The organism is Pantoea sp. RIT413 (assembly GCF_003057675.2).
GTDB lineage: Bacteria > Pseudomonadota > Gammaproteobacteria > Enterobacterales > Enterobacteriaceae > Pantoea > Pantoea eucrina.
In genome coordinates this window covers 1-26,857 of the sequence record NZ_QBJB02000012.1, presented here as the reverse complement: position 1 = coordinate 26,857, position 26,857 = coordinate 1, and the positions used below count along the sequence as shown (strand labels likewise).

General features: G+C 52.5%; 25 protein-coding genes. 10 read left to right on the top strand and 15 right to left on the bottom strand.

The features are described from left to right. The first annotated feature begins 66 nt into the window (after positions 1-66). A complete protein-coding gene (locus tag DBY66_RS14115; RefSeq protein ID WP_146745180.1) occupies positions 67-735 on the top strand; it encodes a hypothetical protein in 669 nt (222 codons plus the stop codon). 17 nt (positions 736-752) lie between these two features. Here the strand turns inward: DBY66_RS14115 and DBY66_RS14110 are convergent, their stop codons facing one another. The 7 genes from DBY66_RS14110 to DBY66_RS14085 form a co-directional block, all read right to left on the bottom strand. After that, positions 753-2,597 carry a hypothetical protein gene (locus DBY66_RS14110; protein WP_108570265.1) on the bottom strand — a complete coding sequence of 615 codons (1,845 nt, stop codon included), beginning with the start codon at positions 2,595-2,597 and terminating at the stop codon, positions 753-755. Between the two features lie 81 nt (positions 2,598-2,678). After that, positions 2,679-2,984, bottom strand: a complete 306-nt coding sequence (locus DBY66_RS17800; protein ID WP_146745179.1) for a hypothetical protein — start codon at positions 2,982-2,984, stop codon at positions 2,679-2,681. A gap of 210 nt (positions 2,985-3,194) precedes the next feature. Next, positions 3,195-5,474: a pentapeptide repeat-containing protein gene (locus tag DBY66_RS14105; protein WP_108570266.1), complete on the bottom strand. Its 2,280-nt coding sequence runs from the start codon at positions 5,472-5,474 to the stop codon at positions 3,195-3,197. Next, a complete protein-coding gene (locus DBY66_RS14100) occupies positions 5,438-5,893 on the bottom strand; it encodes a hypothetical protein (RefSeq protein ID WP_108570267.1) in 456 nt (151 codons plus the stop codon). The genes DBY66_RS14105 and DBY66_RS14100 overlap by 37 nt, the downstream gene beginning before the upstream one ends. A gap of 127 nt (positions 5,894-6,020) precedes the next feature. Further along, positions 6,021-6,941, bottom strand: coding sequence for an EamA family transporter (locus DBY66_RS14095; RefSeq protein ID WP_108570268.1), 921 nt, complete (start codon positions 6,939-6,941; stop codon positions 6,021-6,023). Continuing rightward, entirely contained in the window at positions 6,941-7,528 is a 588-nt protein-coding gene (locus DBY66_RS14090; protein ID WP_108570269.1) for a TetR/AcrR family transcriptional regulator, read from the bottom strand. The genes DBY66_RS14095 and DBY66_RS14090 overlap by 1 nt, the downstream gene beginning before the upstream one ends. A gap of 179 nt (positions 7,529-7,707) precedes the next feature. Further along, positions 7,708-7,947, bottom strand: a complete 240-nt coding sequence (locus tag DBY66_RS14085) for a biofilm development regulator YmgB/AriR family protein (protein WP_108570270.1) — start codon at positions 7,945-7,947, stop codon at positions 7,708-7,710. Between the two features lie 433 nt (positions 7,948-8,380). Here DBY66_RS14085 and ycgZ point away from each other — a divergent pair, with 433 nt between their 5' ends. The 3 genes from ycgZ to DBY66_RS14070 all read left to right on the top strand — a co-directional run bounded on the left by ycgZ (position 8,381) and on the right by DBY66_RS14070 (position 9,395). Beyond that, positions 8,381-8,623 carry a regulatory protein YcgZ gene (gene ycgZ, locus DBY66_RS14080; protein WP_108570271.1) on the top strand — a complete coding sequence of 81 codons (243 nt, stop codon included), beginning with the start codon at positions 8,381-8,383 and terminating at the stop codon, positions 8,621-8,623. A 108-nt stretch (positions 8,624-8,731) separates the two neighbouring features. Next, positions 8,732-8,998 carry a hypothetical protein gene (locus tag DBY66_RS14075; RefSeq protein WP_146745178.1) on the top strand — a complete coding sequence of 89 codons (267 nt, stop codon included), beginning with the start codon at positions 8,732-8,734 and terminating at the stop codon, positions 8,996-8,998. A gap of 139 nt (positions 8,999-9,137) precedes the next feature. Continuing rightward, positions 9,138-9,395 (top strand): biofilm development regulator YmgB/AriR family protein, encoded by a 258-nt coding sequence (locus DBY66_RS14070; protein ID WP_108570285.1) that lies wholly within the window; start codon positions 9,138-9,140, stop codon positions 9,393-9,395. A 5-nt stretch (positions 9,396-9,400) separates the two neighbouring features. Here the strand turns inward: DBY66_RS14070 and DBY66_RS18080 are convergent, their stop codons facing one another. Beyond that, a complete protein-coding gene (locus DBY66_RS18080; RefSeq protein WP_255420999.1) occupies positions 9,401-9,529 on the bottom strand; it encodes a hypothetical protein in 129 nt (42 codons plus the stop codon). Positions 9,530-9,741: 212 nt separating this feature from the next. After that, entirely contained in the window at positions 9,742-9,987 is a 246-nt protein-coding gene (locus DBY66_RS14065; RefSeq protein WP_040113408.1) for a hypothetical protein, read from the bottom strand. A gap of 475 nt (positions 9,988-10,462) precedes the next feature. On the opposite strand from DBY66_RS14065, the gene DBY66_RS14060 reads away from it, so the two are divergent. Both DBY66_RS14060 and DBY66_RS14055 read left to right on the top strand, forming a co-directional pair. Further along, the gene (locus DBY66_RS14060) at positions 10,463-11,833 is read left to right on the top strand and encodes a hypothetical protein (RefSeq protein WP_158531834.1); all 1,371 of its coding nucleotides are present in this window, start codon (positions 10,463-10,465) and stop codon (positions 11,831-11,833) included. Next, positions 11,830-12,936, top strand: coding sequence for a T6SS immunity protein Tli4 family protein (locus DBY66_RS14055; protein WP_108570274.1), 1,107 nt, complete (start codon positions 11,830-11,832; stop codon positions 12,934-12,936). Before DBY66_RS14060 ends, DBY66_RS14055 begins: the two co-directional genes overlap by 4 nt. A 72-nt stretch (positions 12,937-13,008) precedes the next feature. Here DBY66_RS14055 and DBY66_RS14050 read toward each other — a convergent pair whose 3' ends face one another. Continuing rightward, the gene (locus DBY66_RS14050; protein ID WP_040113409.1) at positions 13,009-13,245 is read right to left on the bottom strand and encodes a DUF2171 domain-containing protein; all 237 of its coding nucleotides are present in this window, start codon (positions 13,243-13,245) and stop codon (positions 13,009-13,011) included. A 211-nt stretch (positions 13,246-13,456) separates the two neighbouring features. Between DBY66_RS14050 and DBY66_RS14045 the strand changes: the two genes are divergently transcribed. From DBY66_RS14045 to traT, 3 genes are all read left to right on the top strand, one after another. Then, positions 13,457-14,257, top strand: coding sequence for a glucose 1-dehydrogenase (locus tag DBY66_RS14045; protein WP_108570275.1), 801 nt, complete (start codon positions 13,457-13,459; stop codon positions 14,255-14,257). Positions 14,258-14,368: 111 nt separating this feature from the next. Then, positions 14,369-15,907 (top strand): methyl-accepting chemotaxis protein, encoded by a 1,539-nt coding sequence (locus tag DBY66_RS14040; protein ID WP_108570276.1) that lies wholly within the window; start codon positions 14,369-14,371, stop codon positions 15,905-15,907. 315 nt (positions 15,908-16,222) lie between these two features. Continuing rightward, on the top strand, positions 16,223-16,954 hold the full coding sequence (gene traT, locus DBY66_RS14035) for a complement resistance protein TraT (RefSeq protein ID WP_108570277.1): 732 nt from the start codon (positions 16,223-16,225) through the stop codon (positions 16,952-16,954). Positions 16,955-17,383: 429 nt separating this feature from the next. On the opposite strand, the gene DBY66_RS14030 is transcribed toward traT, so the two are convergent. The 3 genes from DBY66_RS14030 to amyA form a co-directional block, all read right to left on the bottom strand. Next, positions 17,384-22,102: an SET domain-containing protein gene (locus DBY66_RS14030; RefSeq protein WP_146745177.1), complete on the bottom strand. Its 4,719-nt coding sequence runs from the start codon at positions 22,100-22,102 to the stop codon at positions 17,384-17,386. A gap of 714 nt (positions 22,103-22,816) precedes the next feature. Beyond that, positions 22,817-23,500 carry a haloacid dehalogenase type II gene (locus DBY66_RS14025; protein WP_108570279.1) on the bottom strand — a complete coding sequence of 228 codons (684 nt, stop codon included), beginning with the start codon at positions 23,498-23,500 and terminating at the stop codon, positions 22,817-22,819. 84 nt (positions 23,501-23,584) lie between these two features. After that, positions 23,585-25,063 (bottom strand): alpha-amylase, encoded by a 1,479-nt coding sequence (gene amyA, locus DBY66_RS14020; protein ID WP_108570280.1) that lies wholly within the window; start codon positions 25,061-25,063, stop codon positions 23,585-23,587. Positions 25,064-25,263: 200 nt separating this feature from the next. Here amyA and DBY66_RS14015 point away from each other — a divergent pair, with 200 nt between their 5' ends. Next, entirely contained in the window at positions 25,264-25,833 is a 570-nt protein-coding gene (locus DBY66_RS14015; RefSeq protein WP_158249874.1) for a DsrE family protein, read from the top strand. A 48-nt stretch (positions 25,834-25,881) separates the two neighbouring features. Here the strand turns inward: DBY66_RS14015 and DBY66_RS14010 are convergent, their stop codons facing one another. Beyond that, complete coding sequence (locus DBY66_RS14010; RefSeq protein ID WP_108570281.1) at positions 25,882-26,319, bottom strand: ASCH domain-containing protein; 438 nt, start codon at positions 26,317-26,319, stop codon at positions 25,882-25,884. Beyond that, on the bottom strand, positions 26,312-26,755 hold the full coding sequence (locus DBY66_RS14005; RefSeq protein WP_108570282.1) for a DinB family protein: 444 nt from the start codon (positions 26,753-26,755) through the stop codon (positions 26,312-26,314). Before DBY66_RS14005 ends, DBY66_RS14010 begins: the two co-directional genes overlap by 8 nt. Positions 26,756-26,857 lie beyond the last annotated feature (102 nt).

Genomic DNA, 26,857 nt, shown 5'->3' with positions numbered 1-26,857 from the left:
TTAACAGAGGTTAATCAACCCGGTAAGGTAAAGTAGCTGCTCCAAAATCTTAGATAAGAGAGCATCATGCTAATGTGTTCACAGGATAATAAAATCTTCAGCCTCCATTTCTGTGGCATTCTGGTGCTGGGATCTTCCGCTGAATTTATCCGGCATATAAAAACACTCCTGGTTGATAAAAAATCATCAAGTGCAAAATTCAGTAGCGATATCCCGGTCGTGCTGGATTCACTGGCTGATATTTTTTACCTGCAGCCGCGCTTTATTCTGGCTGAGGGATCAAATGAAGCGGTGCGGCTGTTTATCGCCTCTAACCTCTGGTATATCCGCCGGGCAAATGCGCGTCTGTTTTTCAGCATGAGTAATCAGGAGTCCACGGAAGTGCGCCGCTGGTTTCGCGTCTGTGCTTACGGTGTGTTTCCCGATACGGCGTCCCGCCACGAAATTATGCAGGCGCTCCGGCGCAATTCGCACTGTCATCACATCATGCCGATTCAGCTGCAGCTGCTGACGCCCGCAGAAATGGGTGTCGTGGAGGGATTGATCCTGGGGTATACGCTGTCGGAACTGGCCCGGTTTCAGCAGCGTAGTATCAAAACGCTCAGTACGCAGAAGCTCTCCGCGCGCAGCAAGCTGAAAGCCCGCAACGACCTGCAGCTGATGCTGAGTTATCTGAGCGCGCTCTCTTTTGGCACCCGACCGGAATGGCCAGCGGGATGCCAGGCCGCAATCTGACCTGGCTCCCTCTGCGTTTAACCCAGCGGCTCCTCCGGGTCGAGCAGTTCAATGCTGCGGGGTGTACCGTTTACCCTGATTTTAAGGAAATGTCGGCGCTTCCATTTGCCCGGCTGATGCTCAACATCTTTAAAGAAGTATGGACCGCGCACCAGCAGCTCCTTATTGTCGTTATAGCCGAAACCAACCGATTTGTTACCGGTCCAGCGCTGTTCAAACGCCACAACCGGCGTGGCTTCAAGTCGCGCGCTCTCCTCTGCATCGCACACCGTGAAGCTTTTACGGAAGATAAAACATTGGCCGGAGGTGTAGCGATCGCGTCCATTGGTTTCCACCAGCGCAATTGAGTAGCCGGTGTAGTCCGGGATCTTAACGAAGAGTTTGGTGCGCGCGCCGCCGCCTTCAACGTGTACTTTCATGACTGGACTGGAGCCCTCGCTGTACCAGCTACCGATGGTGTCGGCTTTATCACGCGCCTGCAGATAGATGTGGGCTACCCCCTCAGGCGTTCTGCCGCTGTGATCGGTCTGCGTCTCACTCTGCGAGAGAAACTGCGCGCTGCCCAGCACGCGGATGTGGATCTGCGAGGCGGCGTCAGAGAAATTAAACTCGCCAATGTAAAACCAGCGCGGTTTATCGGTGCGGTTATCCATATGGTGCTGCGAGGTCATAAAGTCGTAATTTAGCGACCCCTGAATAACCGCGCCGAGATCGGAAATCTCCATCACGCCGCGATCGCCTTCCGCCAGCAGCGTCCAGGGCTCAACGCCCTCTTTACTGAAGTCAAAGCCGGCGCTGTCCCGGTGCACGCTTTTCTGGATGATCATGGCGCGGCAGTAGCCCATCTTCATCGGATTGGCGGTGGATTCAATCACCAGCCCCTCAATTGTCCACTGTCCGTTAGTGAGATCGCCCGCGTACTCAGAGTGCTCAATCCAGCCATTGCGGATAAAAGATTGCGTACAGCGGGGAAGGTCGAGCACCGGCTTTTTAGTACCGCGCTGCAGGTTGAAGTTAGAGAGCTCGATGGCGGTGCTGTGGTCCCATGCGCCCAGTTCCCGATCGGACCAGCGTGCATAGACGATACTGTCCTGACAGCCGCGTGAATAGAACTGATCGATTTTACAATCCAGCGTATCGATCAGGTCCAGCGCGCGTCCGCCCAGATAGCGAAACTCCATACTGGAGACGCGCAGAAACTGACCGCCGGTAATGGTGTTGGCGTAAAAACCGACCTGGTTAAAGGCGGTTCCGCCATCCTCCCCGCTGTTTGAGCTTTTGCCTTTGATAACAAAGCCGGAGATCTCAACGTAGCGCGCCTTAACTTTGAAGAAATGCAGCCCGCGCGGCCGGGTGTCCCAGTTGAAGAGCAGCGTTGTGGTAGGGAAGTAGCCAAAATTAACCGGCGCACCGCTGACCTTGAAGCGGTTGATCTCTTTGTCTGAGATATCAAACATCGACATACTGAATTCACCTGCGGTGAAGCGAATGCCCGCTGAAGGCAACACGCGTTGCGACCAGGCAAACATACGTTTCACCGCCTCAATACAGTCGGTCCTTCCGTCAGAGACCGCGCCAAAATCAACCACGGTTACGCTGTTGTAGTCCAGCACCACGCGTTTCCAGCGTTTTTTACCGGCGGTGACAAAGATTATGCCGCCATCATCAACGGACGCGGTATCGACAGGATCGTGTATAAACACGCCGCCGCCCATCCGCGTATCTTTAGTATATTCCAGCACTACCGCCAGCTGGCCCGCTACCGAAGGCTCTGTAGCGCGTAAGGCGGCGATATCATTGAGATGCAGGATGCTGGCCGGAACCGGCGCAGAAGAAGAGGCTATAGCAGATGTTTCTGTCATGATGCACTCCTGAATGTATAAAAGTTGCACAACGGAAAAAAGTATAAGCCATTGAAAAAGTTATAATTGCAAAGGGCCGGTCTAAATGAGAGGGAAATGACGAAGCGGCGGAAAAAGAGCGGTTAAGATGTTAATTGGCAAGCAGATGCCATTTTGCTTTACAGATTTTTCGCATTCACTGTTTTTTATCACTGGCTCTTCAGCAGCCAGAAAAAAGCCGGAGCTCATCACCAGCGACCGATAACGCTTAACTGTTTGAGCACTTCTGTTTATGCCTGCTGATGATTGGAGAAAGCGCGGGGGCACGATTAAAGTGTGATCTGTTTTCATGTAAGCGGGCTGAATGACAGTTTTTTGAAAGACATCACGGGCTGTACTGATGGTCATCTTTTACTTTTAGATCACTCTAAAAGGCTCTTTCTTTTGAGAAAAGTTTACTGCCCGCCAGATTTTTTGACTGTTCTGATCTGTAAGATAAATTTTTTTTGATGATGTAGCGACAGCAGATGGACTCTTGCCTGCTGTTATTTTGCGACCCGGATAACAGTGTCCGGGTTCGCTTTTTTCAGCTTTTGTGTTTATGCGTTAACAGCACTATCAGGTCCACGCCGCCGGCCTGATACCTGCCAGCACGGCCGGGCAGGTGTGTCTTGCGTGGGAGGTCATGATGTCAGAAAGGACCGCTGTGCATTCAAACGCATCGCCGCGCTTCTGAAAGCGGTTCTGCCAGTCGCCAAGCTGCCCTGCTTTGAATACGTCGCTGTCGAGTTCAGCGGCCTCCAGCATCAGCGCGTGAGCGTAGACGCGCAGGGTGACGGGCGAGTCATCCTCTGTGCCAAAGTACAAGCTTGATGAGAGCCGGGCAAACAGCGCCGAGAGGCACAGAAAGTGTTGCGCCTGCTCGCGCCGCGAGGCCCCTTCCAGCGTAAAGGCGCGCAGAACGCGCGCTGCGTGCTCTGCGGTCAGGCGGCCCCAGCTTTCATCCGGGCGCAGGGCGTGGCTGAACAGGGCATTGAGGTCAGTCTGCGCCTTTGCGCTTATCAGCTTTTGCCCGCTGCTGCGCGACCGCAGGGCGGCGTCAAAATCTGCGCGGTACGCTTTCAGGTCAAGCGTATCCAGCAGGCGGACAAAGGCTTTTTTGTTCTGCTCGGTGAGGTAGGAACTCAGGAACAGCGGGAAGTCCTGCCGGAACAGTATTTCGGGGTTAATCGCGGCGACGGGCCGGGCGTGCTCCGGCGTCTCCATCAGGCAGAAGTGGTCCCAGGCGGGCTGCGCCGGGTCGGGATGCAGCATGCCGTCAAGCGCGTCGCGGCTCAGCAGCATTACCGGGCCGCCGGGCGTGGCGGGCAGCAGGACCAGGTTTATCTCGTCGCGCTCCGCGAGGCTGACCCGCGCCGGCTCGTCCGGGACGTCCGGGTTCAGGCGGTCAAACGGGGCGGAACGGGTGTAAGGGGCAACCTCCGGCAGGGCCAGGTAGCGGGCGTAGAGTGCCTCGGCACGTCCGGCCAGCGCCGGATCGCCGCTGTCCAGGGCGGCGTGAACCAGCTGGATAAGCGCGGCGCTCTGACGCACCGCCAGGCAGAGTTCGCGCTCGAACGGAAAGAGCAAGCCTCCGGCGATTGTCGGCGTCATTTCTTCGGTGCCGCGCGCGGCTATCCGGGCCTCAGCCACGCTGGCCAGCCAGGCGACCAGCGCGGAATCATCGGTATACGGCGGCTGTCCGAGGATCTCCAGCACCGGCAGCGCGACGGACGTCAGCCTCTCCGGACCGTAGCCCGCGTCAGTGAGCGAGCGCATCAGCTGAAGCGCCAGGTCTGTTTTCAGCTGGTTATGGCGATCGTCGATGCTGTGCAGGGTGGTCAGCAGAGAGCCGCTGGCGTTATTATGGTGGTTGAGCAGCAGGTCCAGACGGCTATCGTCCCAGCTGATTCCATCCTGCGAAAGCGCTATACAGGCTCCATTCAGGCAGATGTTGCTGAGACTGCCACCTATTATCTTTTCAATGCTTAGAGAGGTATTGGTTAATATGGCGCCTGTCAGCCTGCTCCCGCGTAAATATCCACTGTTTAGGTTTGTGTCTTGCAGATCAGCACCAGTTAAAATCGCGTCAGTCAGAATGGTATTACATAGGCCTGCACCCCTTAATTTTGCATAGCTACAGTCTGCTTTATCCAGATTGACAAGACGAAGATTTTGCCCGGAAAAATCAGCTTCTTGCAAGTTTGCTTCGCTGAAATTTATCATGCCAGACTGAAGATATCGGTAATAAATTATTGTGCCAAGATGAGCTTTTCTAAAATCTGTTTTTCTCAAGATAGCTTTACTAAAATTTGTGCCTCCAAGTAAAACACCATTGAATTCAATCTCGCTTAAATTAGCACCAGTAAGCCGTGCGCAGGACAGGTCTGCATTGGTCAGTATTGCACCGCGCAGGTCAGCGCCTGTGAGGTCAGCATTAATCAGAATAGCGTTACGCAGGTCAGCGTTACGCAAATCTGCACCGCGCAGATCTGCATCGCTCAAATCGGCATGCTGTAGGTCAGCGTATTGCAGAGAAATATTGTTCATAACAGCTTCGCTGAATCTTGCTCTTTTCAGATTCGCATTGTTTAAAATTGCATGCTTCAAATAGGCCTTTTCCAGAAGAGCCCGTTCCATATTTGCATTTTCCAGATTAGCTCGCTTCAGGTGTGCACCCTTTAGCCAGGAACGTTCAAGATTTATGCCCGTCATTTTAGCATCTTTAAACCAGGCTTTATTAAAACTACAACCTGCCAGATTTTTTCTAATAAGATTGGCCGAGTTTAATTTACTTTTGTCAAAATTGATGTGCCCGTCTTTTAAGGGTTTTTTCGATAAAGAATTTCCGCGTGGCATTGCCTGACAAAGCTCCGAATACAATTTACGGGCATAGTAATTAACTTCACTTCGGTTTTGAACCTCCCGGCATAAGCCTTTCCCTTTATTAACGTCTGTAACGCTAATCCGGTAATGCCCGACGGCATCCAGCGAGCGTACCCGGACAATGTGCTGCCCCTGGCGGAAAACAATATTTTTTTGCCGCTGCGGATAGCCTGCTGAAGTTTGGGAGCTTCGGACGTTACCGAGGTGTTATAGACAGATTTTATCTTGTCCGCCAGGGAGCGCGGGGGAGATATAACATCGCTTGCAATATCCAGCAGGCGGGCAGAGACAGATTCACTGGAGGTGATTTTCATCGGCATTTCTTTAATCAGTTGTACGGCCGGAGCCGGAAAGCGGGCATCTGACCATGTCGCTAAGCGCTGTGCTATCAATAACCGCTCCTGGGTACGACCACAGGGCGGGCAGGCGATGCCAGCATAGCGCCCCGGCACCGCGTCCAGATCGCAATGCTGTATGCAGCGTCTCCCTCAAACGCACATCACTGAGCGCTTACCTGAGTCAGAGCTGCCGTGCCGGCACAGGCGAGCGCCTTTTCACTGGCGCGGTAATAACACCGAGGCAGGCGACTATCAGAGCGACACCAATCCATCCGGCGGGAGGCAGTCTTTCACCCACTACCAGGACAGCCAGTAAAGCGGCAATGACCGGTTCGAGCAGGGTAATGGTGGTTGCCATGCTGGCCGGGATACGCGCCAGACCATAGCCGTAGCAGAGATAGCCGACAAACATTGGGATCAGGGCCATGTAGATCCCGACGGCTGCATTATTCCAGCTCGCCAGAAGCGGAGCACCCGTCATAACAAGTACGGGCATCAGCAGGATGCCGCCTGCGCCAAACGTCGCCCCCATAGCCGCGCGCGATGCCACGCCTGCCTGCATCAGCCGTCGCGCCGACCATGAATAGAACGCGTAGGTGAACCCCGCCAGCAGGCCCAGAGCAATGCCGCTCAGGGCGTGTTCGTTGCCGGCAGCCTCTCCGCTGCTCTGCGCCAGGCAGAGCAGTATCATTCCGGTGACCCCCAGCGTTGCTCCGCACAGCCACTGCTTTGTCAGGCGCACGCCGTCAAAGCGATACTCAATCAGGGCTGAAAGAAGCGGAGCTGAACCAATCGAAATCACCGTGCCAGTTGTGACGCCGGCATAACGCATGGAAGCATAGAAGGCAAGGGGATACACGGCAACCGCGAGCGCGCCGGTGACCAGAAAGTACCACTGTGTGGCAATAAGCCGGCGCTGACGCAAAAGGGTACGCGCAGCAATCAGCCCCTGCAGTAACCCCCCGACGCCCATCGCTACGGCACCCATCGCTAGCGGGCTGAGGTCAGGTGCAAAGGTGGCTGCCGTGCCGGTCGTGCCCCAGAGGATCGCGGCCATCAACACGCCTGCGATACCGACCAGTCGCTGCTCTGATAAAAGCATCAGTACGCCTCCAGCATCTGTTCAGCTATTACGCGGGCCTGAGCCACACAGCGACTGTTTCCTTCCAGCCCGGCCCGGGAGATGCTGCCTTCCAGCAGAAAAGCGAAATGCTTTGCCACCAGGCCGGCGTTGTTTGCCTCTCCGTTCATTAACTCAGCCAGATGCGAAGCCAGAATCGCCTCAACCTCCTCTTTATGCTCGCGTACGGCCTGGCGTCCCGGTGCCCCGGCAGGCAGCTCTGCAGCGGCATTAAGCAGCCCGCAGCCGCGAAAGCCGTGTTCATAAGCATACTCAGCGTGATCCTCATACGCTTTAAAGACGGCCAGAACCCGTTCCCGGGGCGTAGTGGCGAACTGACGCCGCTTTCCATACAGCGCCAGCCACTCTTCATGCCGCACCCTGAGGTAAGCCGCTACCAGCTCATCCTTAGAGGCAAAATTGTTGTACAGGCTTTTTTTCGCAACGCCGGCCCGTTTCACAATGGCATCAATACCTGTGCCGGCGATCCCGTGGTTGTAAAACAGAATGCGTGCGGCATTAAGCAGTTTGTCGTAAGCGGTTTCAGAACCTGCAGGCCGTAAGGTCATAGTCACTCTTTTAGACAGAAAGTAGGTAGCCCAGTCTACCTACTCTGGCGCGCAGGACAACCTGATCTTTTATTTAGCATGATGACCTGCAGGAAAAGCCGGTATTAGCCAGGTAAGAGATAAACAGAGCGGAGATGAAAAAGCCCGCATCAAGCGGGCTGAGAGTGTAAAGAGGATCGTTACCGGCCAAACAGCATGGCGAGAAGCTCGCGCAGGTGCGCGGCTTCTGTGGCGTCCTCAGTACTATCCAGCCAGCCAATCAGTTTCAGACAGACGGCGGTGCGGGTAAGACGTCGCTCCTGGCGAAGGATTTCGACGGTGATCCTGCCCAGCATTTCAATCTGGCAGGGGTGCGTTACCCTGCTGAAGTAGCCAGTCAGCCCGATAGTGGTTTCAGAAGGCAGTCCGCCCTGGCGCATTGAAATACCTGAAAGTTAATGGAGAAGTCGTGCGCAAAGTAAACGATGCGCAGCGGTGTGTACAGCGTTGATTTGTAAGAGCGGCCTCAGACTGGTCTGGATCTAATAAATATCTATAAGTTACAGTCACCTATACAATTTATTTTCCTGATGATTAACAATTCACGCAGGGATAGCATCCTCTTTCTGAAGACAAAGCATTGCCTACAAGCTTTCTGCATCAGTTACCGCTTTTTTATCGAAGCTGCTGATATAGCTGTACAACTTACTTAGCCTTATTCTCATTTATAACCCCATGATAAATAGCGCTTAGCATTTTTTGCAAAAAAATCAAGCCAGGGGGTATACACAATCGCTGTACAAGTTTATTAAAGTTGTATAACTTTACGCTCATAGAGCGATGATTATATTTTAACCATTACAGAGGTTCACCATGCGTCAGGACATTGCGAACTATCCAGCAACAGCAAATGATATTGCCCACTACTTCAGCAAAGTTTCCGTTCCGGGTCAGCAGGAAACATTAGGTCAGATTGTTGTTGAGATCCTGCGCGCGGGCAAAAATCTTAATCGCAAAGCGATCTGTACAAAGCTGTTACGCCGCCTGGAAGTCGCTGCAAGCGTGGAAGAAGAACGCCATTATCAGGCGCTTATCGGACTGCTGTTTGATCGCTGAGTCGCGTTTGATTGCGTGCTCAGCGTTTTCCGCAGCATATTTCAGGGCTGTCCGGACAGGCAGCCAGATACTCTTGCCGGAGCAGGCACGCAGAGATAAGAAGCGGGTATGCAACGAAGCAACCTTGAAAGATTGACAGATATTGTTATCGGCGAAGCCGTGACAGCACTGCTCGGCGATGCAGGCCGGATTAATTCAACCGCTCTGATGACCACCCTGAAGCGGATGGCGGCGCTTGAATCGCATCCTGAACGGCTGGCAGCGCTGGAGTGCGCGCTGGCTGAAGTAGCAAAAGAGTTTCCGCGTGCGCGGCAAACGCAGGATACGGCTATCATGGCGCTGGGATCGGTACTGCCCGGTAACAAAAAGCATTAAAAAAGCGTTCGCGAGAGCGAAGTGCGGTAAAAAGCCCGCAGGACGCGGCCATCTGCGGATGGCCGTCTTTATTTCAGGTATTTAGCCTGGTAACTCAGCCGCTGGTGCGGAATTAAACGGAAAGACTATGCAGCAAGAAATGCAGCACACCCAAACGATCGAAGCCGACATCATTCACCATTTCCGTCACGCTGGCGAGAAGCTGGCTGCTGAAACAGCCGTGCTGGATGCGGTCATCCGCGATATTGTTGTACACGGCAAGCGCGTTACCAGTAAAACTATCATCCTGTATCTTATCGCCGAACTGGAAAGCACATCAGACGTTGTACACCTTGATGTACTGCGCAATGCGCTGGAGATAGTGGTCGGACGCACACCGGACGACGAAGGTATCTAAGATTTTTATTCCTGCTGCACGCTCTGTGCGGCAGGAATGGCTGCTGAGGTCTCAAAACCACCTTTTGAAGCCCATACTGAGCAGCTCGCTGCAGCAATCAACGTAATAGCAATCCACACCTTCATCATCATCATTTTCTCCCTATCAGTAACGGCTTTAACATTAAATAAGCCTGGCACGGATTACGCGATCTGCCTGGAGCAGAAGAGACAAAAGGATAATTCTGATGTGAGTTTTTGCAGTTAAGGCACGCTGCTTTAATGCACGTTATCTTCTGCCGTGTGAGATGCAGCGCTATCATTATGTTTGCCCGTTTTTCTTTCAGGACGCTGAGGCGTTGGCAGGCTCAGTCAGCCATCTCATTTTCATCCAGACGATAAAGATTGATATCGTTTCTTTCACGATAACGGGGCGGAAATACCATGGCGCCGTTACCATCCCCCAGATATTGCATACCCAGAGGCTCGATAATGGCATAGGGCTCTGCCAGGGCGCGGCGATAGCGCAATATTTCGCGCGCCATTTCAACGGCTTCTGGTGAATTATTATCAGGGTTGCCTGCTATATATTGCAGGCGTTCGTCGCTAAGCATCGCTGCCTCCTGTATTGCTCTGACGCTTTACGGCTCTACCTACGTCGTGACTGGATGTCATCATAGCCAGAAGCGTGGCGGAAACCAAAGCCTGCGTTACGTTGTGATGCACACAGCAGGATGTTGTGAAGCGTGAAAGCAGCAGATCTATTAAATGAAAAGCCGGATCCTGCCATTGGGCTTTTCAGAGGCCAGAGCAGCGGGAGGGAGCTTTACTACGCTGGCATTCTGTATTTTCACAAAAATTTCAGTTAAGTCAGGTCCGGGGTATTGTAGAGTCTTTATCTTTACAGGGAGAGTAGAGGGGTATTCGCGCATGGATGACAAGAAAAGCTGTTCTTACCATCGGCCGGTATGGGATGACAACGGACAGTTTCATTACGAGCTCGTTTCACAGGCGAAAGAGAAGAAACATGTATCATTTTGCCTTTTACCGCCTGAACAGGTGATCCCGATAATTTTTATTCCGGGAGTTATGGGTTCAAATCTGAAAAACGGAGACGGTGAGGTCTGGCAGTTCAGCATTACGTCGTTAACCAAATGGCCGCTTGCCAACGCTAAAAAAAGAAAAGAGCTGCTGGATCCCGCCACCACCATGGTTGATTACAGTGGTGAGATTGCTAATAACGACGCGGACGGAAAAAAATTTCCCTCACGACGAAAACGGGGCTGGGGCAGCGCATTTTACAAGAGTTACGGCAAAGCACTCGACAAGCTGCAGTATCTGCTCAGCGATGACGACATCCTGATGGATAACTACTTTAGGGAAGCGCAGCTTCAGACAGCGCGACAGCGTTTTACCGGCGTCAGGATAGGCGATGAGCCGGAAGAACAGGTGCTGACGGAGGAAGAGACGGCACACGGCCACAAGTTTTTATACCCGCTTCACGTGTTTGGTTATAACTGGCTGCAGTCTAACGCGGACTCGGCGGCTCAGCTGGAAACCTATATCAAAAAAGTACTGGGGGATTATCACGGTCGTCTGGCAGTGAACAAAGTTATCCTCGTCACCCACTCCATGGGTGGACTGGTTGCCCGGCACTATTCTGAAAACATGAACGGGCAGGAAAATATCCTGGGCATTGTACACGGGGTAATGCCCGATCTCGGCTCACCGGCAGCTTACCGGCGAATGAAAACCGGCGAACGCGGTATTGTCGGGATGGTTATCGGGAACAGCGCAGAAAAATTGATGCCGGTGCTGGCCCGGTCTCCTGGCCCGCTTCAGCTGCTGCCGGGCAAGGCTTATCCTCCGGGCTGGCTGAAAATTGAAGGAAGCCATTCCCGACCATCGCTACCGCTGAATGATCCGTATAAGGAAATTTATCTTAACGAGAAAGACTGGTGGCGGCTGTGCGATCAGGATTTACTGCTGGATGATACAAACAGTGAATGGAAGAATTTTGTTAGACGCATACCGGCCGAGGTTGAAAAATTTATTGAAAAATTGCATGGCAAATATCATCCGCAGACCTGGCTGTTTTACGGCGCAAGCGCAGATAACCAGTCTGACGCGTTTCTGACGTGGAAAGAGCAGATTCCACCGCGAGTAAGGGAGGCGCAGCGGCTCCATAATAGTTCTGACGCGCCTCCCGAACTCTCTCCGCTAAGAACCCACCAGCTAATTTCTGCCGCAACACCCGGCGACGGCACGGTGCCGGTTACGGCTATCCGGACTGCCTCTTCACGGATCCGTGGAGTTCTGGCAACCGACGTTGATCACGAAAGTGCCTACGCTGTTGATCCCGTTAACCACTCCCGCTCGGTCTACCGCGATCTATCTGATGCGATGGTATTTACCGTCCGTTCAGTGATGAAAATCGTACAGCAGGTGCCTGCGCCATGAAAAAGCCTCCGCTGACCCTGCTGTTCCCGCTGACGCTCGTGCTGCTGGCGGCGGGATATTATCTTCATAACTATGTGACGTTTGTGCATGCGCCAGCGGCGTTAACGGATAAGGAAAAACGTATGGTCGATACCCTGTTTGCAACCACTAAACCTCAGTGCGTGGGGCGTTACGTGTTTGAGGTTCCGGACTCTTTCGAAAACAGCCTGCCGGATCGCGCTCTGATTAATGACGTCCGCATCAGCAGCAAGCAAATCTACCGGCCGGCGTTTGAGCAGCGTATCCGCCTGCGGGAAGAGGCGCTGAAAAACAGCTATACCGTTGATCCGGTGGATCGGCCTTTTCTCAAAGACGTCTACCGGATAAGTGACAGCGCGGTGATTTTCGATCGCAATAAAAATGAGAGCGCAGCCGGGTTTAGTCGTGTACTGGAAGCGCATCTGTATACTGATGGAGTGGCATTTATTCTTACTCAGGAGATCTTTGATGTATCGGACAGTAAGTATGAAGAAGACAAACAAACATTTATCAATGCCGGATTTAATGACAGCACCCTAAATGACAAACCGGCAAAACTGGCGGAGCTGCAGGACCTGATGTCCCGCCTCAGCGGGCGAAAAAATGACGAAATCCCGGTGCAGCCTGGCAGCTGTATTGCAAAAGGGTTTATTCGCGACGGAGGCGCAAAACCCAGAGAGAACATTACCTTAATCTATCCGCACGGCCAGGTATTTTCCCTGTCGGTTGCCACCAACACCTATCTTGGCGACCCAAAGAGCATGCTGGAGCGGAGCCATGAAATACAGCCCTGGCTGACCTCGCTCAACGCGCGGACCCTGCGCAAGAATAAAACGGAAATAGCGGGCTTTGAAGCGGATGAGTGGCTCAACACCGCGCCCTCTGAAAAATCACCCGGTCATGCATCAGCACAGCTGCTGTTTAACGCCATCGCCAATGAAAAGAGGGTGGATTTCCGGCATCCGATTATCGATCTGACCATGAGCAACCACGCCCTGCCTGCGCCGGCCTGTAGCGATGCGGAGCTGGTGGAGATATGGGATCGGATCGTGGGTTCTTTTCGTATCAGAAGCAATGCTTTTTGAATCAGCCGGTATTGGGCTCTTCACACGTGTAAAAACAAGACCGCAGCAGGGCTGCTGCGGTCCGACAACAGATTATGCGCTCTGCCATTCGGCTTCAACGTCATCCTTTGATTTGGAAAGAATGACTTTATTATCATCGACTTCTTTTACCCAGCTGAATGGGATGATGTGGTGCTGGCCGCCCGCTTCCGGATCGCTTTTTGCCAGTTTGATTTTATCTTCGCCTTCGAAGTGATCGACAATGCCCACGTGCTCACCGTTGACGTCAACAACCTGTGCGTGATCCAGGATTTCTGATTTGCTTACCATATTGCCTCCGTTCTGTGAATGTAAATGCAGCAGTTCTGCTGCCTGACTGCTTAAGTCTGGTTATTAATCCGCAGATTTCCAGTAATTTACAGAATGAAATATTTAGGCGAACCGTGACGCGACCAATTCTGCTGCGCCGACTATGATTTCCTGTAGCCGCTGGCGGCGCGCGCCGCCAGCCTCCTCTCTGTTCATAACGGGAATTAACAGCATGCAGATATCACTGGAGAAACAGGTTGCGCTGGTTACCGGCGCCAGTTCAGGGCTTGGCTACGCGTGCGCCGAAGCGCTGGCTGCGGCGGGTGCAGCGGTGGTGGTCAACTATAACAGCCAGCAGGAGCCTGCCGAGGCGCTGGCAGAAGCGATCCGGCAGCGCGGCGGTAAGGCGGTAGCGGTAGGGGGGGATGTCTCTGATGAAAAAGCCGTAGAGGCGCTGTTTGCTGAAACCATCAACCACTTTGGGCGGCTGGATATCCTGGTCGCGAACTCCGGACTGCAGCGCGATGCGCCAGCCGGCGAGATGACGCTGGAGGAGTGGAATAAGGTTATCCAGGTCAATCTCACCGGTCAGTTTCTCTGTGCCCGGGCGGCGCTGCGTCAGTTCCGCCGTCAGGAGAAGCGTCCGGACGTGAGCCGCGCTGCCGGAAAAATCATTCATATGAGCTCGGTTCATCAGCTCATCCCCTGGGCTGGTCATATCAACTATGCCGCCTCTAAAGGGGGTGTCGATCTGCTGATGCGTAGCCTGGCGCAGGAGGTGGGTGAGGAGCGTATTCGCATTAATTCGATTGCGCCGGGGGCCATCAGAACGCCAATCAATACCGAAGCCACCGAGGGTGACGCAGAGAAAAAGCTGCTGCAGCTTATTCCCTATGGCAGGGTGGGCGATCCGGAAGATGTGGGTAACGCGGTGGTATGGCTGGCCAGTGATTTATCTGACTACGTGCATGGCACCACGCTGTTTATTGATGGCGGGATGAGTCTCTATCCTGGCTTTCGCGATAACGGTTAAGCACTTACCAATTATGCTGTCGCAATCAGCCGATTGCGACACTTTCACGGCTAATGAGTTGCGCCGCCGGGCCGATATAACTAACTCTCCACCTTCAACCGGAAGTTAATTATGTCGCTGAAAAAATCCTCACTGCTGGTATTCCTCACGATGCTGGTACTGTTTCTGGCCAGCGTGGCCATCAGCAGCTGGCTGCTGGTGCGCAGTAACGCCTCGCTGACCGCTGTTAACAAAGAGATCCGCGTAGTACTCTCCGTTATCGATCCTATCAACCACAGCCGTACGCTGCGCGTCAGGGTGATGGAATATATGAAAGCGAGCGAGGGGGACGATACCGCATCAGCAGCGTCACTTGAGAGTGTTAAAGCGGTGGCTGTCAAAGCAGACGCGGCATTTCAGGCCTATATGGATGCCCCGCGTCTGGCCGGTGAGGCAGCAGAAGCAGAAGCTTACCGGCAGGCTTATCTCAGCTATCGCGATGAAGGGATCCGGCCGCTGGTGGCTGCCGCTGAGGCGCACGATCAGGCACGCTTCAAAGCGCAGATCCCGACCGTCGTCCGTCTCGATCGTCAGTATGAAATTATCCTCGATAAGGTACTGGCGCAGCATGAAGCTTACGCACGCCAGCTCAATGATGATGCACAGCGTCACTTTCACTCCGGCCTGATGCTGCTGGTGCTGTTTGGTGCGCTGTTTGTCGGCATCATTGTTGTGATTTCACTGCTGATGCATCGCTTTGTGCTGGTGCCGCTTAGCATGGCAAAACAGCATTGCGATCTGATCGCCGCCGGCGAGCTTAACCGTGTGGTTCCGGCAAAAGGGGCGTCGCGCAGTGAAATTCAGAGTCTGATGGGATCGCTGGAAGCGATGCGTCTCGCCCTGACACAAATCATCATGCAGGTACGTGACTCCGCGCATTCGGTCTCCACCGCCTCCGGCGAAATCGCCGCCGGAAACGTTGACCTGGCCTCGCGCACTGAGCAGCAGGCTGCGGCGCTGACGGAAACCGCGGCCAGCATGGAGCAGCTGGGTGCTACGGTGAAGCAGAACACTGACAACGTATTTGAAGCCTGCCGCCTGACCGGCGAAGCGGTGCAAAATGCGGAAACAGGTGAAAAAGTCTCGCGTGAGGTGATTGTGTCGATGGACCTGATCAACGCCAGCTCGAAAAAAATCGAAGAGATCATCTCGGTGATCAACGGGATCGCGTTTCAGACCAACATCCTCGCGCTGAACGCCGCTGTGGAAGCAGCGCGAGCGGGTGAGCAGGGCAGGGGGTTTGCTGTGGTTGCCGGAGAGGTCCGCAATCTGGCACAGCGCAGCGCGCTGGCAGCCAAAGAGATAGAGACGCTGATTGCAGAGTCGGTAGCGATTATTCACACCGGCTCGGAGCAGGTCAGCCGCACCGGGGAGGCGATGAGCGCTATTATCGCGTCCGTAAGCCGCGTTAATCTCCTGATGGAGCATATTTCTGTGGCGTCAGGTGAACAGAGTCGCGGCATCGGTCAGATTGAGAAAGCGGTGACTGAAATGGACTCTGTGACGCAGCAGAACGCCGCACTGGTACAGGAGTCAGCGGCTGCGTCGGCATCGCTTGAAGAGCAGGTACAGTATCTGACCCGTTCGGTTTCCACTTTCCATCTGGCATAAGCGCCCCGTGCCGGCTCTTTTTTCAGGAGCCGGCAATCTCTCAGACCGCAATACAGGGCCTTAATGATCACTGCTCCACTATTAATGATTAAAAGAGCACTCCTGAAAATTCCTCTATAAAAAGCCATTATTTCAATGTATTAAGTATGATAGTTCGTTTTTAGTATATTTATTTTCATCAAAGCGTAAATTTCTCTTACGCTTTGCCGATATTCCTCCCTGCCACCTTAGCGCAAACCGGTACGTTTGCGCCTGCTTTACGGGTGTGCTGCGGGCAAGAGTGCGCCGCAGTTAATTCTTCTCAGGGAGCAGTAAATGAACCATCGTAAACCCCTGGTGGCGGCCGTCGTCGCCTCCTGCATCGTCCTTTCCGGCTGCAGCGCCATGACTACCGCCATCAAAAAGCGCAATCTTGAAGTTAAAACGCAGATGAGCCAGACGGTATGGCTTGAGCCTTCCACTCAGAAAACGGTCTATCTGCAGGTGCGTAATACCTCTGACAAAGATATGAGCGATCTGCAGTCGCTGCTGGCGCAGGACCTGCAGGCTAAAGGGTATACAGTTACATCCTCGCCTGATACTGCGTTCTACTGGATTCAGGCTAACGTGCTGAAAGCGGAAAAAATGGATCTGCGCCAGTCGCAGGGCTTCCTGGCTACCGGTTATGAAGGCGCGGTTGCCGGTGCAGCGCTGGGTGCCGGCATTACGGCCTATAACAGTAACTCGGGTGGTGCGATGCTTGGCGTCGGCCTGGCCGCAGGCCTGGCAGGAATGGCGGCCGATGCGCTGATTGAAGATGTTAACTTCACCATGGTGACCGATCTGCAGATCTCCGAACGCAGCAAAAATGCCGTGACCACTGACAACATTGCCGCGCTGCGTCAGGGTACATCAGGCATCAAGCTACAGACCAGCAGCGAAGAGGGCAACCGCATGAAGTATCAGACGCGCGTGGTGTCCAACGCCAACAAGGTTAATCTCAAGTTTGAAGAAGCGAAGCCGGTGCTGGAAGCGCAGCTGGCGAAATCCGTGGCAGGTATTATGTAAGCACGGATGCCGCTGGTGCATTCCGGCTGGCGGCAGATCGCAACGGAATGACTATGAATATACTTCCCAAATAGTTACAGCATTCCTTAACATGAAATACTAATCGGTGCCGGTCTGACACACACAGCCCCTCTCTGACCCTTTCAACCTCAGGTACAGATCTGAAACAGGGTTGCCCCTCCTGACTCTCCGCCGCGCCCGGCCCGCAGGGCCGGAAAGAGTGGAACAGGTAAAAGAGTGCTGTAACTAAATGAATGCATCAGTAAGCGAGCTAATACAAATAAACTGCGGTCTGGCAGCACACTAGTTAAATATTCAGCGCCGGTTTTAATCCTTAGTCAGGCGTCTCCGTTTGAGTTTTGAAGAAAAACCTGGTTTTGACGTTATAAGAAGAATCAAAACCAGGTAGTGATATGCGTTAAGTTAATGTTATCGGGTAATGCTTTCTTTTACACCCTGGCTTGAGTAACCATAGTTCCACCTTAACTCTTTTCCTTTAGGGATATCTTCCGTCGCATATAACACGACCAGGCGCAAGTTAAGGGTGGGTCGACGCGGGTCATAATTCAAGGCAGTAATATCAAAACTCGCTGCTTCTGCATTGTATCCGGTTCGCGCCTGTTTTAGCACACCGTTGTCTGCTTCATAGATGGTATTGATTCTTGAGATGGAGTTGTCACCCGAGTAATGTAACAACCTGACAGTATCACCCGGTGCCGACTTGGCCTGAAAGGCGTTCATAATAAATTCATCTTTCCTGAGCTCATTTTTACTCACCACGCGCCCACCGTATACCCCGATAGCTTCACCTTTCTTGATATCCTTTGCTGCAAAGCCTCCAAACTGACCTATAAGAGCCTGCTCATTTTCTGGAACATCCTTTGCGGTTATGATACGAACATCAATATTATTTTCGTATAATGCTTTCCTGATCTGCTTATAAGCTGAGTTATTTTCACTCTTCCTTTCATTATTTATTTCATTGACCGGAATTGGGTCTGGGCGATTCATAAACTTATTGTTGATAAATGGCAAAACACTTTCACTGGAGTAAACCGTTCCACTTTGAGAATTCACGCTAACATCGCTGATTTTTGAAATATATAGCGGGCGATTGTTTTTGTCCCTGATAGCGTACATTTCATCTATTTGAGGGTTAAACGTGCCGACATCATTACCGCCGCCTTGCAGCCCGGATAAATCTTTGACCCAGTGTTCACTATTCCACCGGATCCTGTCTCCCGGCACCCCGGGATGGGCCGGATTAACGACTCTTACGACTCCACCGCTTTCTGGTTCAACTCTGTAAACCATTGGCATTTCCCCTTCGTAACCGCGCTCCTTAATGTAGGTCCTGCCATTCTGTTCATAGAATGCACCTGCTGGTGCACCGGACGGCGTGACGCGTCTGGCCTCGCTTAGATCGACATTTATCGCCCATTCTCTCTTCAGCCAGCCTGCATCAAATGCCCCGCTGTGTCGCTCTGACCTGCCGGCAGAATTTGCAGCATCGGCGACGCTGCTGAATGTTTTAAGTTTAAGCCGATTCAGCAACCCTTGTGCGCCGCCAGCTACGCCTTTTAATACGTCCGGAGTTTGCTTAACCGCATAGCCCAGTTTACGTGCAATACCCATCGTCCGACCTGTTGTCCGTAAACCACTGGTTATATCGGCTACGTCCATCATACCGATAAGCCCGGTCATAAGCGCTTCACCGCGCGCTCCTCTGGACCACTGCTTAACCGCCTCATATCCGTCATTTATCAGAGTACCCGCCGTCAGTCCTGCACACATCACGGCCGCAGCCGGCCCTGATGCGAGGCAGGCGGGTAGCACCATAGCGCCGACGCCGGTCATCGTCGCATCCCGTATAACCTCCCAGCGACTTATTGTTTTTGCATCGGAATCGGCAATTCTTTTTTCAATCATCTCACTGTACAGATCATAGTGATTTACCAGGGCGTAACCTGCGCGGGCACCTGCGGGCGAAGCGCCTCTCAACATAGCTTCAAAGGTTTCGTCTAGCTTGTCTGTGTCAGCTAATGCGGCCCGTGCTTTTACGGTACTCCGTGCGATTTGCGATCGCTTTATCAGATTGTTGAAGACGTTAACTTCGAACAGGTTGCTGCCATGAATAGCTTCCGGCGTATAAATATATTGTCTTGGGCGGACCCGGGAGCCTGTGCGTGGTTCATAGCCATCTCTTAGTGTAAATATTACCATGCCAGGTATGCGCACGTTACCCACCGTAAGCGGGGCCATAAAGTCATATCTGGACGTGGTACTTCCCGGAAAGCCTGCGAGGAGTTGTTCAATACGTCTTGCATCATCGGCAGGTAGTACTCCCCCTATGCCTTGCTGACTGTTTTTTTGCGTTGCTTTAAGTGCCAGCTGCATTTTTGCTACCTCGACCATATTCCACGCTTCACGTAGCTTACGGTTTTGCGGCAATGTTAAATCAATTTTCTGGCGCAGGTACTGCTGATAACTGGTGCCGGGATAGCCAGCCTTTAGGGCAGAATCAAGACCATCTTTAACATCCTGCTGATTAAGCCTGAGGTACATCTGCATGGCGGTATGTAATGACTGCTGACTATCCGGTTTTAGCGTGGAAATGTAATGCTCGTCAGCCGTTGATGGATTTCCGCCGCCTTGCATGTTAATCATGCGGCTCAGCGTGTTGGTAAAAGCTATTTTTTGAGTCCGGGTTAGTGCGCTGACGTAGGTGTTGTCGAAAACCTCTATTGGCAGAATTTCCATATTTCTGGTGAAATCAGCGCTGTTTGACTCTTTGCGGCGCAGGTAGGCTGCAAACTCAGTGAGCGTTCCGATATTCTTACCGCCGGGAGGAGAGATGATTATTTTATCCGGATCAAATTCCTGGGTATTATTGATGACCTGTTTTTCCTGAAGAAACTTACCGTACTCATCGCGTGTCTTCATCCACGCCCGCGTATACTCAAGTAAGGAGGGCATTCCATGCTGTCTCATCGCACTTACCCAGTTTTCGTTTAGATTCACGACACGGGCAGCTGCGTCCTGAATAGATGCATCATATGCCAGAATAGCGTTATTCCTCATCTGCAAGCGGTCGGCAAATGCTGACATTGTTTCATCAAAACGGGTATTGTTGCTGGGGGTGAAGCTTAACGCTGCCTTACTGCTGGACCATGCTGTGGGATTATTTTCTAGTTTTCTGAAGAATTCAGACAGATGGAACGCCTCACTTGTCCCTTCTGCCATTGCTGCTGTTTCCAGCCGTCCAACTCCCACTGTGTCACGCATCGCTGTTTCACTTACGAACTGCATCATCGCCTGCTCGCTGCTGAAGTAATGGCTGCGCGCACTGATATCAGCGTCATACAAAACACAACTTCCATCGTTATCACGCAGGACCAGCCAGCCAGAAAGCGGGACACTAAATGCCCGTCCGCTGGCATCAAGCGCGCTAAATGTAAGGTTCCCCGCTTCAACATCAGCGGCACCGTTGCGGAATTTACTGACAATTTGCAGGCCGCGGATATGATCGTTACTTCTCAGATCGCCTTTCAGTTCCGCCTCTAAGGTACTGAGTTCAAAGCGAGCCTCTGTCAGGTGACGAAACGCCAGTCTGATGCGATCATCCTGGTTAAGTGTTACCACATCAGGCGGCGCCGGAATACCGTGTAATGCAGTTCGAAAAGCGGCCAGCTCTGTTCCCTGTAGCAGACGCCGCTGTGAGCGGAGATCAACTTTCAAATCACCAGACGCCAGCATTTTATCAAGCATGCCTGTCTGCCATGCCTCATTAAGCGTCAGGCTGACCGCAACGGGAGCGGACAGGGTACCCGCCTTTTCATTGATACTGGCATGCAGGATGATCTCTTCTGGTTGCACAGGCAAGTGCTGCTGCCTTTGCAACCGTTGTGACAACTGTGCCGTACCTGGCTGTTCTGCCAGCACCGTCATAAGGGAAGAGACCACACCGGCTTCACTGGTAGCAACGTAATCCAGCAATTTTTTATACGCTCTTTGGCGATCTTCAGGCGCATTTTTTAACCAGCTGAACGTTTCACCACGCGGCAAACTGTTGCGCCATGCAGTGAAATAGCGATCTTCATTTTCTGTAACGTTAGCCGCCGGAGATGTTATCAGACTATTCAGCAGTGTCAGTTCAGCAGCAGTCGTCGCTGGTGAGCGGTCAGCAGTATTTGCATCCGTTGCAGATCGCTTCTGGCGCACATGCCCACGGCCTGCCGTCTCTTTCGTCGGGTTAACCTCTTTCGATTGCGCGGTCTGCGACGGAAGCAATTGATCCAACATAGCAAGGAGACCGTTAGCTTGCAGCAACGCCCTTGCCTCCGCGATAAAAGCAGGAGTATCGCCATGGATTTCATGCAAGGTGCAAAGACGATCGCCCAAAGATTGTACCTGAATATGTCCGCTCTCATCTGCAATTACAGCCGCCAGGTTCGATGCCAGCGCACTTCTGAGAGCGATAAAATCACTTGTCTGATTAACATTTTCAGCTGCCGCAGACGTAATCGGAGGAGCATTATTATCCTTTCGCTCAGAAAAATAGTGGTAACCCATATAGGTAGCGCCGGCCATCATCGCAGTACTTGCGGCCCTAGCTCCGATAGAGATTACGGCAGATAAGGGACCAGGACGTCGCGCTGCGGGCAATACAGAGCCTGCGCCTATAGCTGCTGCACTGCCTGCTGTTAAAAGAAGTGGTTTTTCGCTCTTTAAGTCAGCACCTGAGCGGCCAGCTTCTGTAGTTTCTGCGCTGCTTGCTTTTTTCACGCCTTCCAATTCCTTACTCTCCTCTCCGGCGGCTGAATGTTTCTCCTTCTTGGGTTTCGGAACAGGGATCTCAGGAGCGGGAGCGTGAACCACGGCAGGAGGAGGAGCAGGTAATGATATATTAGTAATGGTAGTCAGCGCGCAAAGAAGAGTTTGGGCTTGTTCTCGCTTAATGTGATTGCCTGGATCCGCCGCCATTCTCTTAACGACGCCGGACTGTTTTTTATGAGAATAGTCCTGAAGGCGAGGGGATTTTCCCACGTTCCTGTTAAACTGTGGCGTATTTACAGTGCATTGCTGATTGAATTGCTCAGTAGTTTGATTCAGCCTGCGGTAATCAGAGGAGGTTTTTCCTATTGGCATAGTTAGCTTCTCACAATTTTTAATAAGATCACAAACCAAATGCGCAGTGGATGAATGAAAGCAACGAGTGTTACTGTTTAAGACATTACGTGTTTACAGACGTGCTGCAATGACTTGCATAAAATACACCCGAAAAATTTCACCCTGCGAAAGTGCATAAATAAGATAGCAATGTCATATAAATAAATATTATATAAATCGATGATAGAAGATGAAAGGATGCAGTAGTAATCAGGCTGCAGGAAAATATCTTAACGGACAGGATGAAACCGGAAAGCATAATTTAAAGAAGCCGAATTAACCGAATGTTTTTTCTTGTTAAGCTTACCAATAAGACTCAGCAAGCTTTCAATTTTTATTGAATTTATATTAAATACAAAGCAGCAGATTAACAAGATGAGTTGCGGGTGCTTTCATCAAATCACACTGATATCTGACTGAATAATATGTATAAGGTAATTTATTATTCCCAGATAAAGTTCCAAAAAAGCAGTTGCTTTGGATTTCATCATTATATGACCAGTCTGGCATACATCTCCTTTGGATAACTGTAAAAGTTTATACGACGAAATAGCAACTGGCAGGATGTCAGGCAACTCAAAGCAGCCTGACGCTGGGATTTAAAACCACCCTGAGCTGCCCTCGCGCTCAAGCATCAGCAGCGCAGGGTATTTCTGCTTATCAGTCAGGTGAGCTGTAACCCTTCTCGCCGTTTTATCCCGGCCTGTCTGCCGCAATAATCTGTTCTGCTATTACCTGTAAATCGGGCCCGCAGATATCGGGCTGTTCGCCCAGCAACAGCGGCGCGTTACCGGCGCGGGTAAGCAGGGCGCCTTTCCAGCCACAGGCCATGGCGCCAATAATATCCCAGGCGTGTGTGGCTATCATTCTGAGCGCAGCAGGAGGCCGATCCAGCGCCTGACTGACACTTCCATAAGCGGCAGCGGCAGGTTTGAAACAGCCGCTCAGCTCAACGGAGAACTGCTGTGAAAAAAACGACGCCAGTCCGGATTGCGCCAGCACTTTTTTGCCGGCGTCTGCCGATGAGTTCGTGAACGTCACCATTTCAAAACCTGCAGCCTGGAGTTTTTCCAGTGCGGGCAGCGCATCAGGATGAGCAGGTAACGCCGCCATCTCCTCCTGAAACCGCGTTATCTGTGCTGAAGTGAGGGTTGTACTGCGGATGCTGGCTACCATTTTCAATACGGCAACTGCCAGTTCACCAAACGGCACATAGCGACCGCTTAAGGTAAGCGTCTGGGAGTAGAGGATCTGTTCCGCAAACCACTGACGCATCACCTGCGCATCGCCAAAGGTATCCAGAAAAAAAGTATCCAGATAGGTCAGATCGAGCAGCGTTTCATTAACATCAAATACCAGCACAGTGGTCTCTTTCATTATTATCTGCGTACCTTTTTTGCATTAAACGTATTGCTGCAGAGCATAACGCGCGGGCTGCCAGAGACGCAGCCCGCGCGGGTATTACTCAATAACCCAGACGCTAACGCTGCCGCCGTTGCAGGTGAAGACTGCTTCACCCTGTTCGTTGGTGGTAATCGTCTCATCGCGATTGCCGAGAAAATCGCGCCAGTTTTTACCGGCGTAATTCTCTCCCAGCGTCAGCGTTTTCTCTCCGCTGTCGCCGTTAGACATCACTACCACGCAGCCTGGCTCATCTTCAGTCCCGCTGCGGCTGAAAGCGATGCAGTTAGGATGATCAAACCACAGCGTCTGTACCCCGTGAGCGAAGCGCTGGCGCGCAATCATCAGCCGATCGAGCTTATCGATTACCGGCATTTCAACTTTATGCGTTTCACCATCGCTGCCGGTATCTTCATAACTGGCACCATAAAGATCCGGATAGAACACGCACGGCACACCATTTTCACGCAGCAAAATCAGCGCATAGGCGAGCGGCTTGAACCAGGCTTCCACCGGCGCTTCAAGTGCCTGCAGCGGCTGAGTATCATGGTTAGCAACAATAGTGACGGCGTGGAACGGATCGGCTTCTACCAGCGTACCGGAGAAGATCTGGCTCATGTCGTAGCTGCTGCCCTGCTTAGAGGCTTCATGAAACTTCATGTGCAGTGGGGCATCAAACAGCAGCGTTTTACCCTCAACCTGATTGATATACTGCTGCAGTTTATCCAGCTCAAACGACCAGTACTCCGCTACGATAAACAGCGGCTTTTCAGAGACCTCCTGCACATGGTCAATCCACTCTTTGTAGAACCAGGCCGGAATATGTTTAACCGCATCCAGACGGAATCCGTCGCACTGGGTGGTTTCCATCATCCAGCGCGCCCAGTATTTGATCTCCTCCGTCGCCGAGCGGTTACGGAAATCGATATTGGAGCCCATCAGATAATCAAAATTGCCCAGCTCATTATCAACCTGGTCGTTCCAGCCCTCGCCGGTGTAGTCATTCACAATCTTGAACACGCCATCTTCATCAGGATTTTCGATATGATCGACACCGCTGAAGCACTTATAGTCCCAGACAAACTTTGAATACTGTCCGGCGCGTACCGGGAAGGTGTAGCGGGTCCAGGCTTCGCACTCCACTACCTCTTCATGAATCTGTGAACGATCCTGCTTGTCGACGCGGTTAACCAGAATGCGTTCTTTCTCATCCGCGCCCATTTTGTGGTTAACCACCACATCCATCAGCACCGCAATCTGATGCTGATGAAGCGTTTCAATCGCCGTATGGAGCTGCGCTTTGTCGCCATATTTCGTGGCAACGGTGCCTTTCTGATCAAACTCACCCAGGTCAAACAGATCGTAAGTGTCATAGCCGACTGAACTGCCGCCTGAAGCACCTTTATAGGCTGGTGGCAGCCAGATCATATTGATACCCGATTCGCTCATATGCGCTGCCCGTTCGGTCAGCTCAGGCCAGAGCTGGCCACCTTCGGGGTAATACCAGTGAAATGCCTGTAACAGGGTTGGATTTTTCATCGCCGGGCTCCGTTTATAGTCAAAAGAATTATGGAGCGGGAATGGAAAAGCGCGCGAATATTCAGCGGCCACCGCACTTTTTGCTGTTGCAACAGCAGGACCGGCACGGGATGTGCATTACTCTTAAAAACAGGCCAGCCGCTTTGCAGCGGCGTTTTTTAATTTATGCTGACCCCGCCATTTGCTTATGCGGAACGCACATGACCCGATATTTCTCTTTCTGTTCGCTTATTGTTCTCGCCTATCTTTACGCAACGCAGGGGGCGCATGCGGATACGCCCAGGGCGCCGCTCGTTGCCGGCTACGGTAAGCTTTATGACACCCCTGACGCGGCTTTTCAGCCCGACAGTACGCAGCACTACAAACTGGTTTTTAAAGTGAGCGAGGCGGCCAGCAATGCAGCAGATATCAATCCCGGCCTGAATGAGGTGGCGCGCGTCATCAATCTTTATGGCCGTTCCGGCGTGCCGGCTAATCAGCTGGACGCCGTGGTGGCGGTTAACGGCGGTGCCACGCCCGCTATGCTGGATGAGCAGCACTACCGGAAGCTGTTTGGCGCGGCTAATCCTAACCTGCAGCTGATAAAAGCGCTGAACGATGCGGGTGTAAAAGTGACGCTGTGCAGTCAGGCGCTGGCCTGGCATCATTACGATCCGCGCTGGGTCGCGTCCCCCGTGATCCGCACTCCCTCAGCGCTGACGACGCTGACCACGCTGCAGAACCAGGGTTACGCGCTGCTGGATACGCAGGGGGCCGGACAGGTTGAATAATCCCTGCTGATTGATGCTGGAGATGGATTACGCGGAGAAAATAAAGATCTAGATGCGCTCAATGCTGGCCTGACAGGCGACTACCTCAAGCAACTCAAACTCTTCAGCCACCAGCTCCATACGCTCATCAAAAACGCCACTGTTTTCAAAGAAGCGCTGGTGCTCCTGACGCCAGTAGCGGAGGCTCAGATCGCCTTCACCCTCTTTACGGGCAAACGCTTCGGTGACATCGCAGAAGCGTATCAGCTGCAGACTGACGATGCGGACCACGCAAACCGGTTGATTGCGGCCGTCAAGGACGATGCTGTAGCGGCCGACAGTCGGTGCTTCAGCATCGTTCTGAAAAGCAGCCAGCGAACTGCAGGTGGCGGTTTTCCTGCCATCTGCAATCAGTTTCGCCAGGGTATCTGCCAGGGCAGGGGAATCACCAAACGTCCAGCTCAGCGCCTGCGGGTATTTCGCTTTAAGAGCATTTATCTTAGTCATTATGATCCCGCAAAAAGACCGCCAGCACATCCTTCGGTGGCGTAACGCCGCATTCTGATAAGAGCCAGCCCACGGCACCGCGATGATAGGTGCCGTGAAATAGCATATGGTTGATCATCTCTTCAGCCTGCATTTCTCCGGCGCCACCATCCACAAAACGAAAGCGGATCACTTCAGCAAGATCGGCTTCATTAAGCGTGGCGACATGCTTCAGGTACCAGCGAGTGGTCTCTGACAGAGCGTGCATCAGTTCTTCAACGGCAGGCGTTTCAGGGGTATTCAGTGCGGTGTAACCGTGTTGCTCACCGGTGAGGTTGGCTTTGAAAATAGCGTCCACGACATAGATGTGGTTCATCAGGCGCAATGCCAGATGACGTTTCTCCGCAAACTGTGCGGCATCAATGTCAGAAATTGCCTGCAGGGTGGCGGCATCTATCCTTGACTGCTCCCCGCCCTAAAGGGCGGGGATTCCCACTTCAACGCAACCTACCTGAGCCGCATTACGCGGCTTTAGGGTTTACAGTCGCTCCGTGGGCTA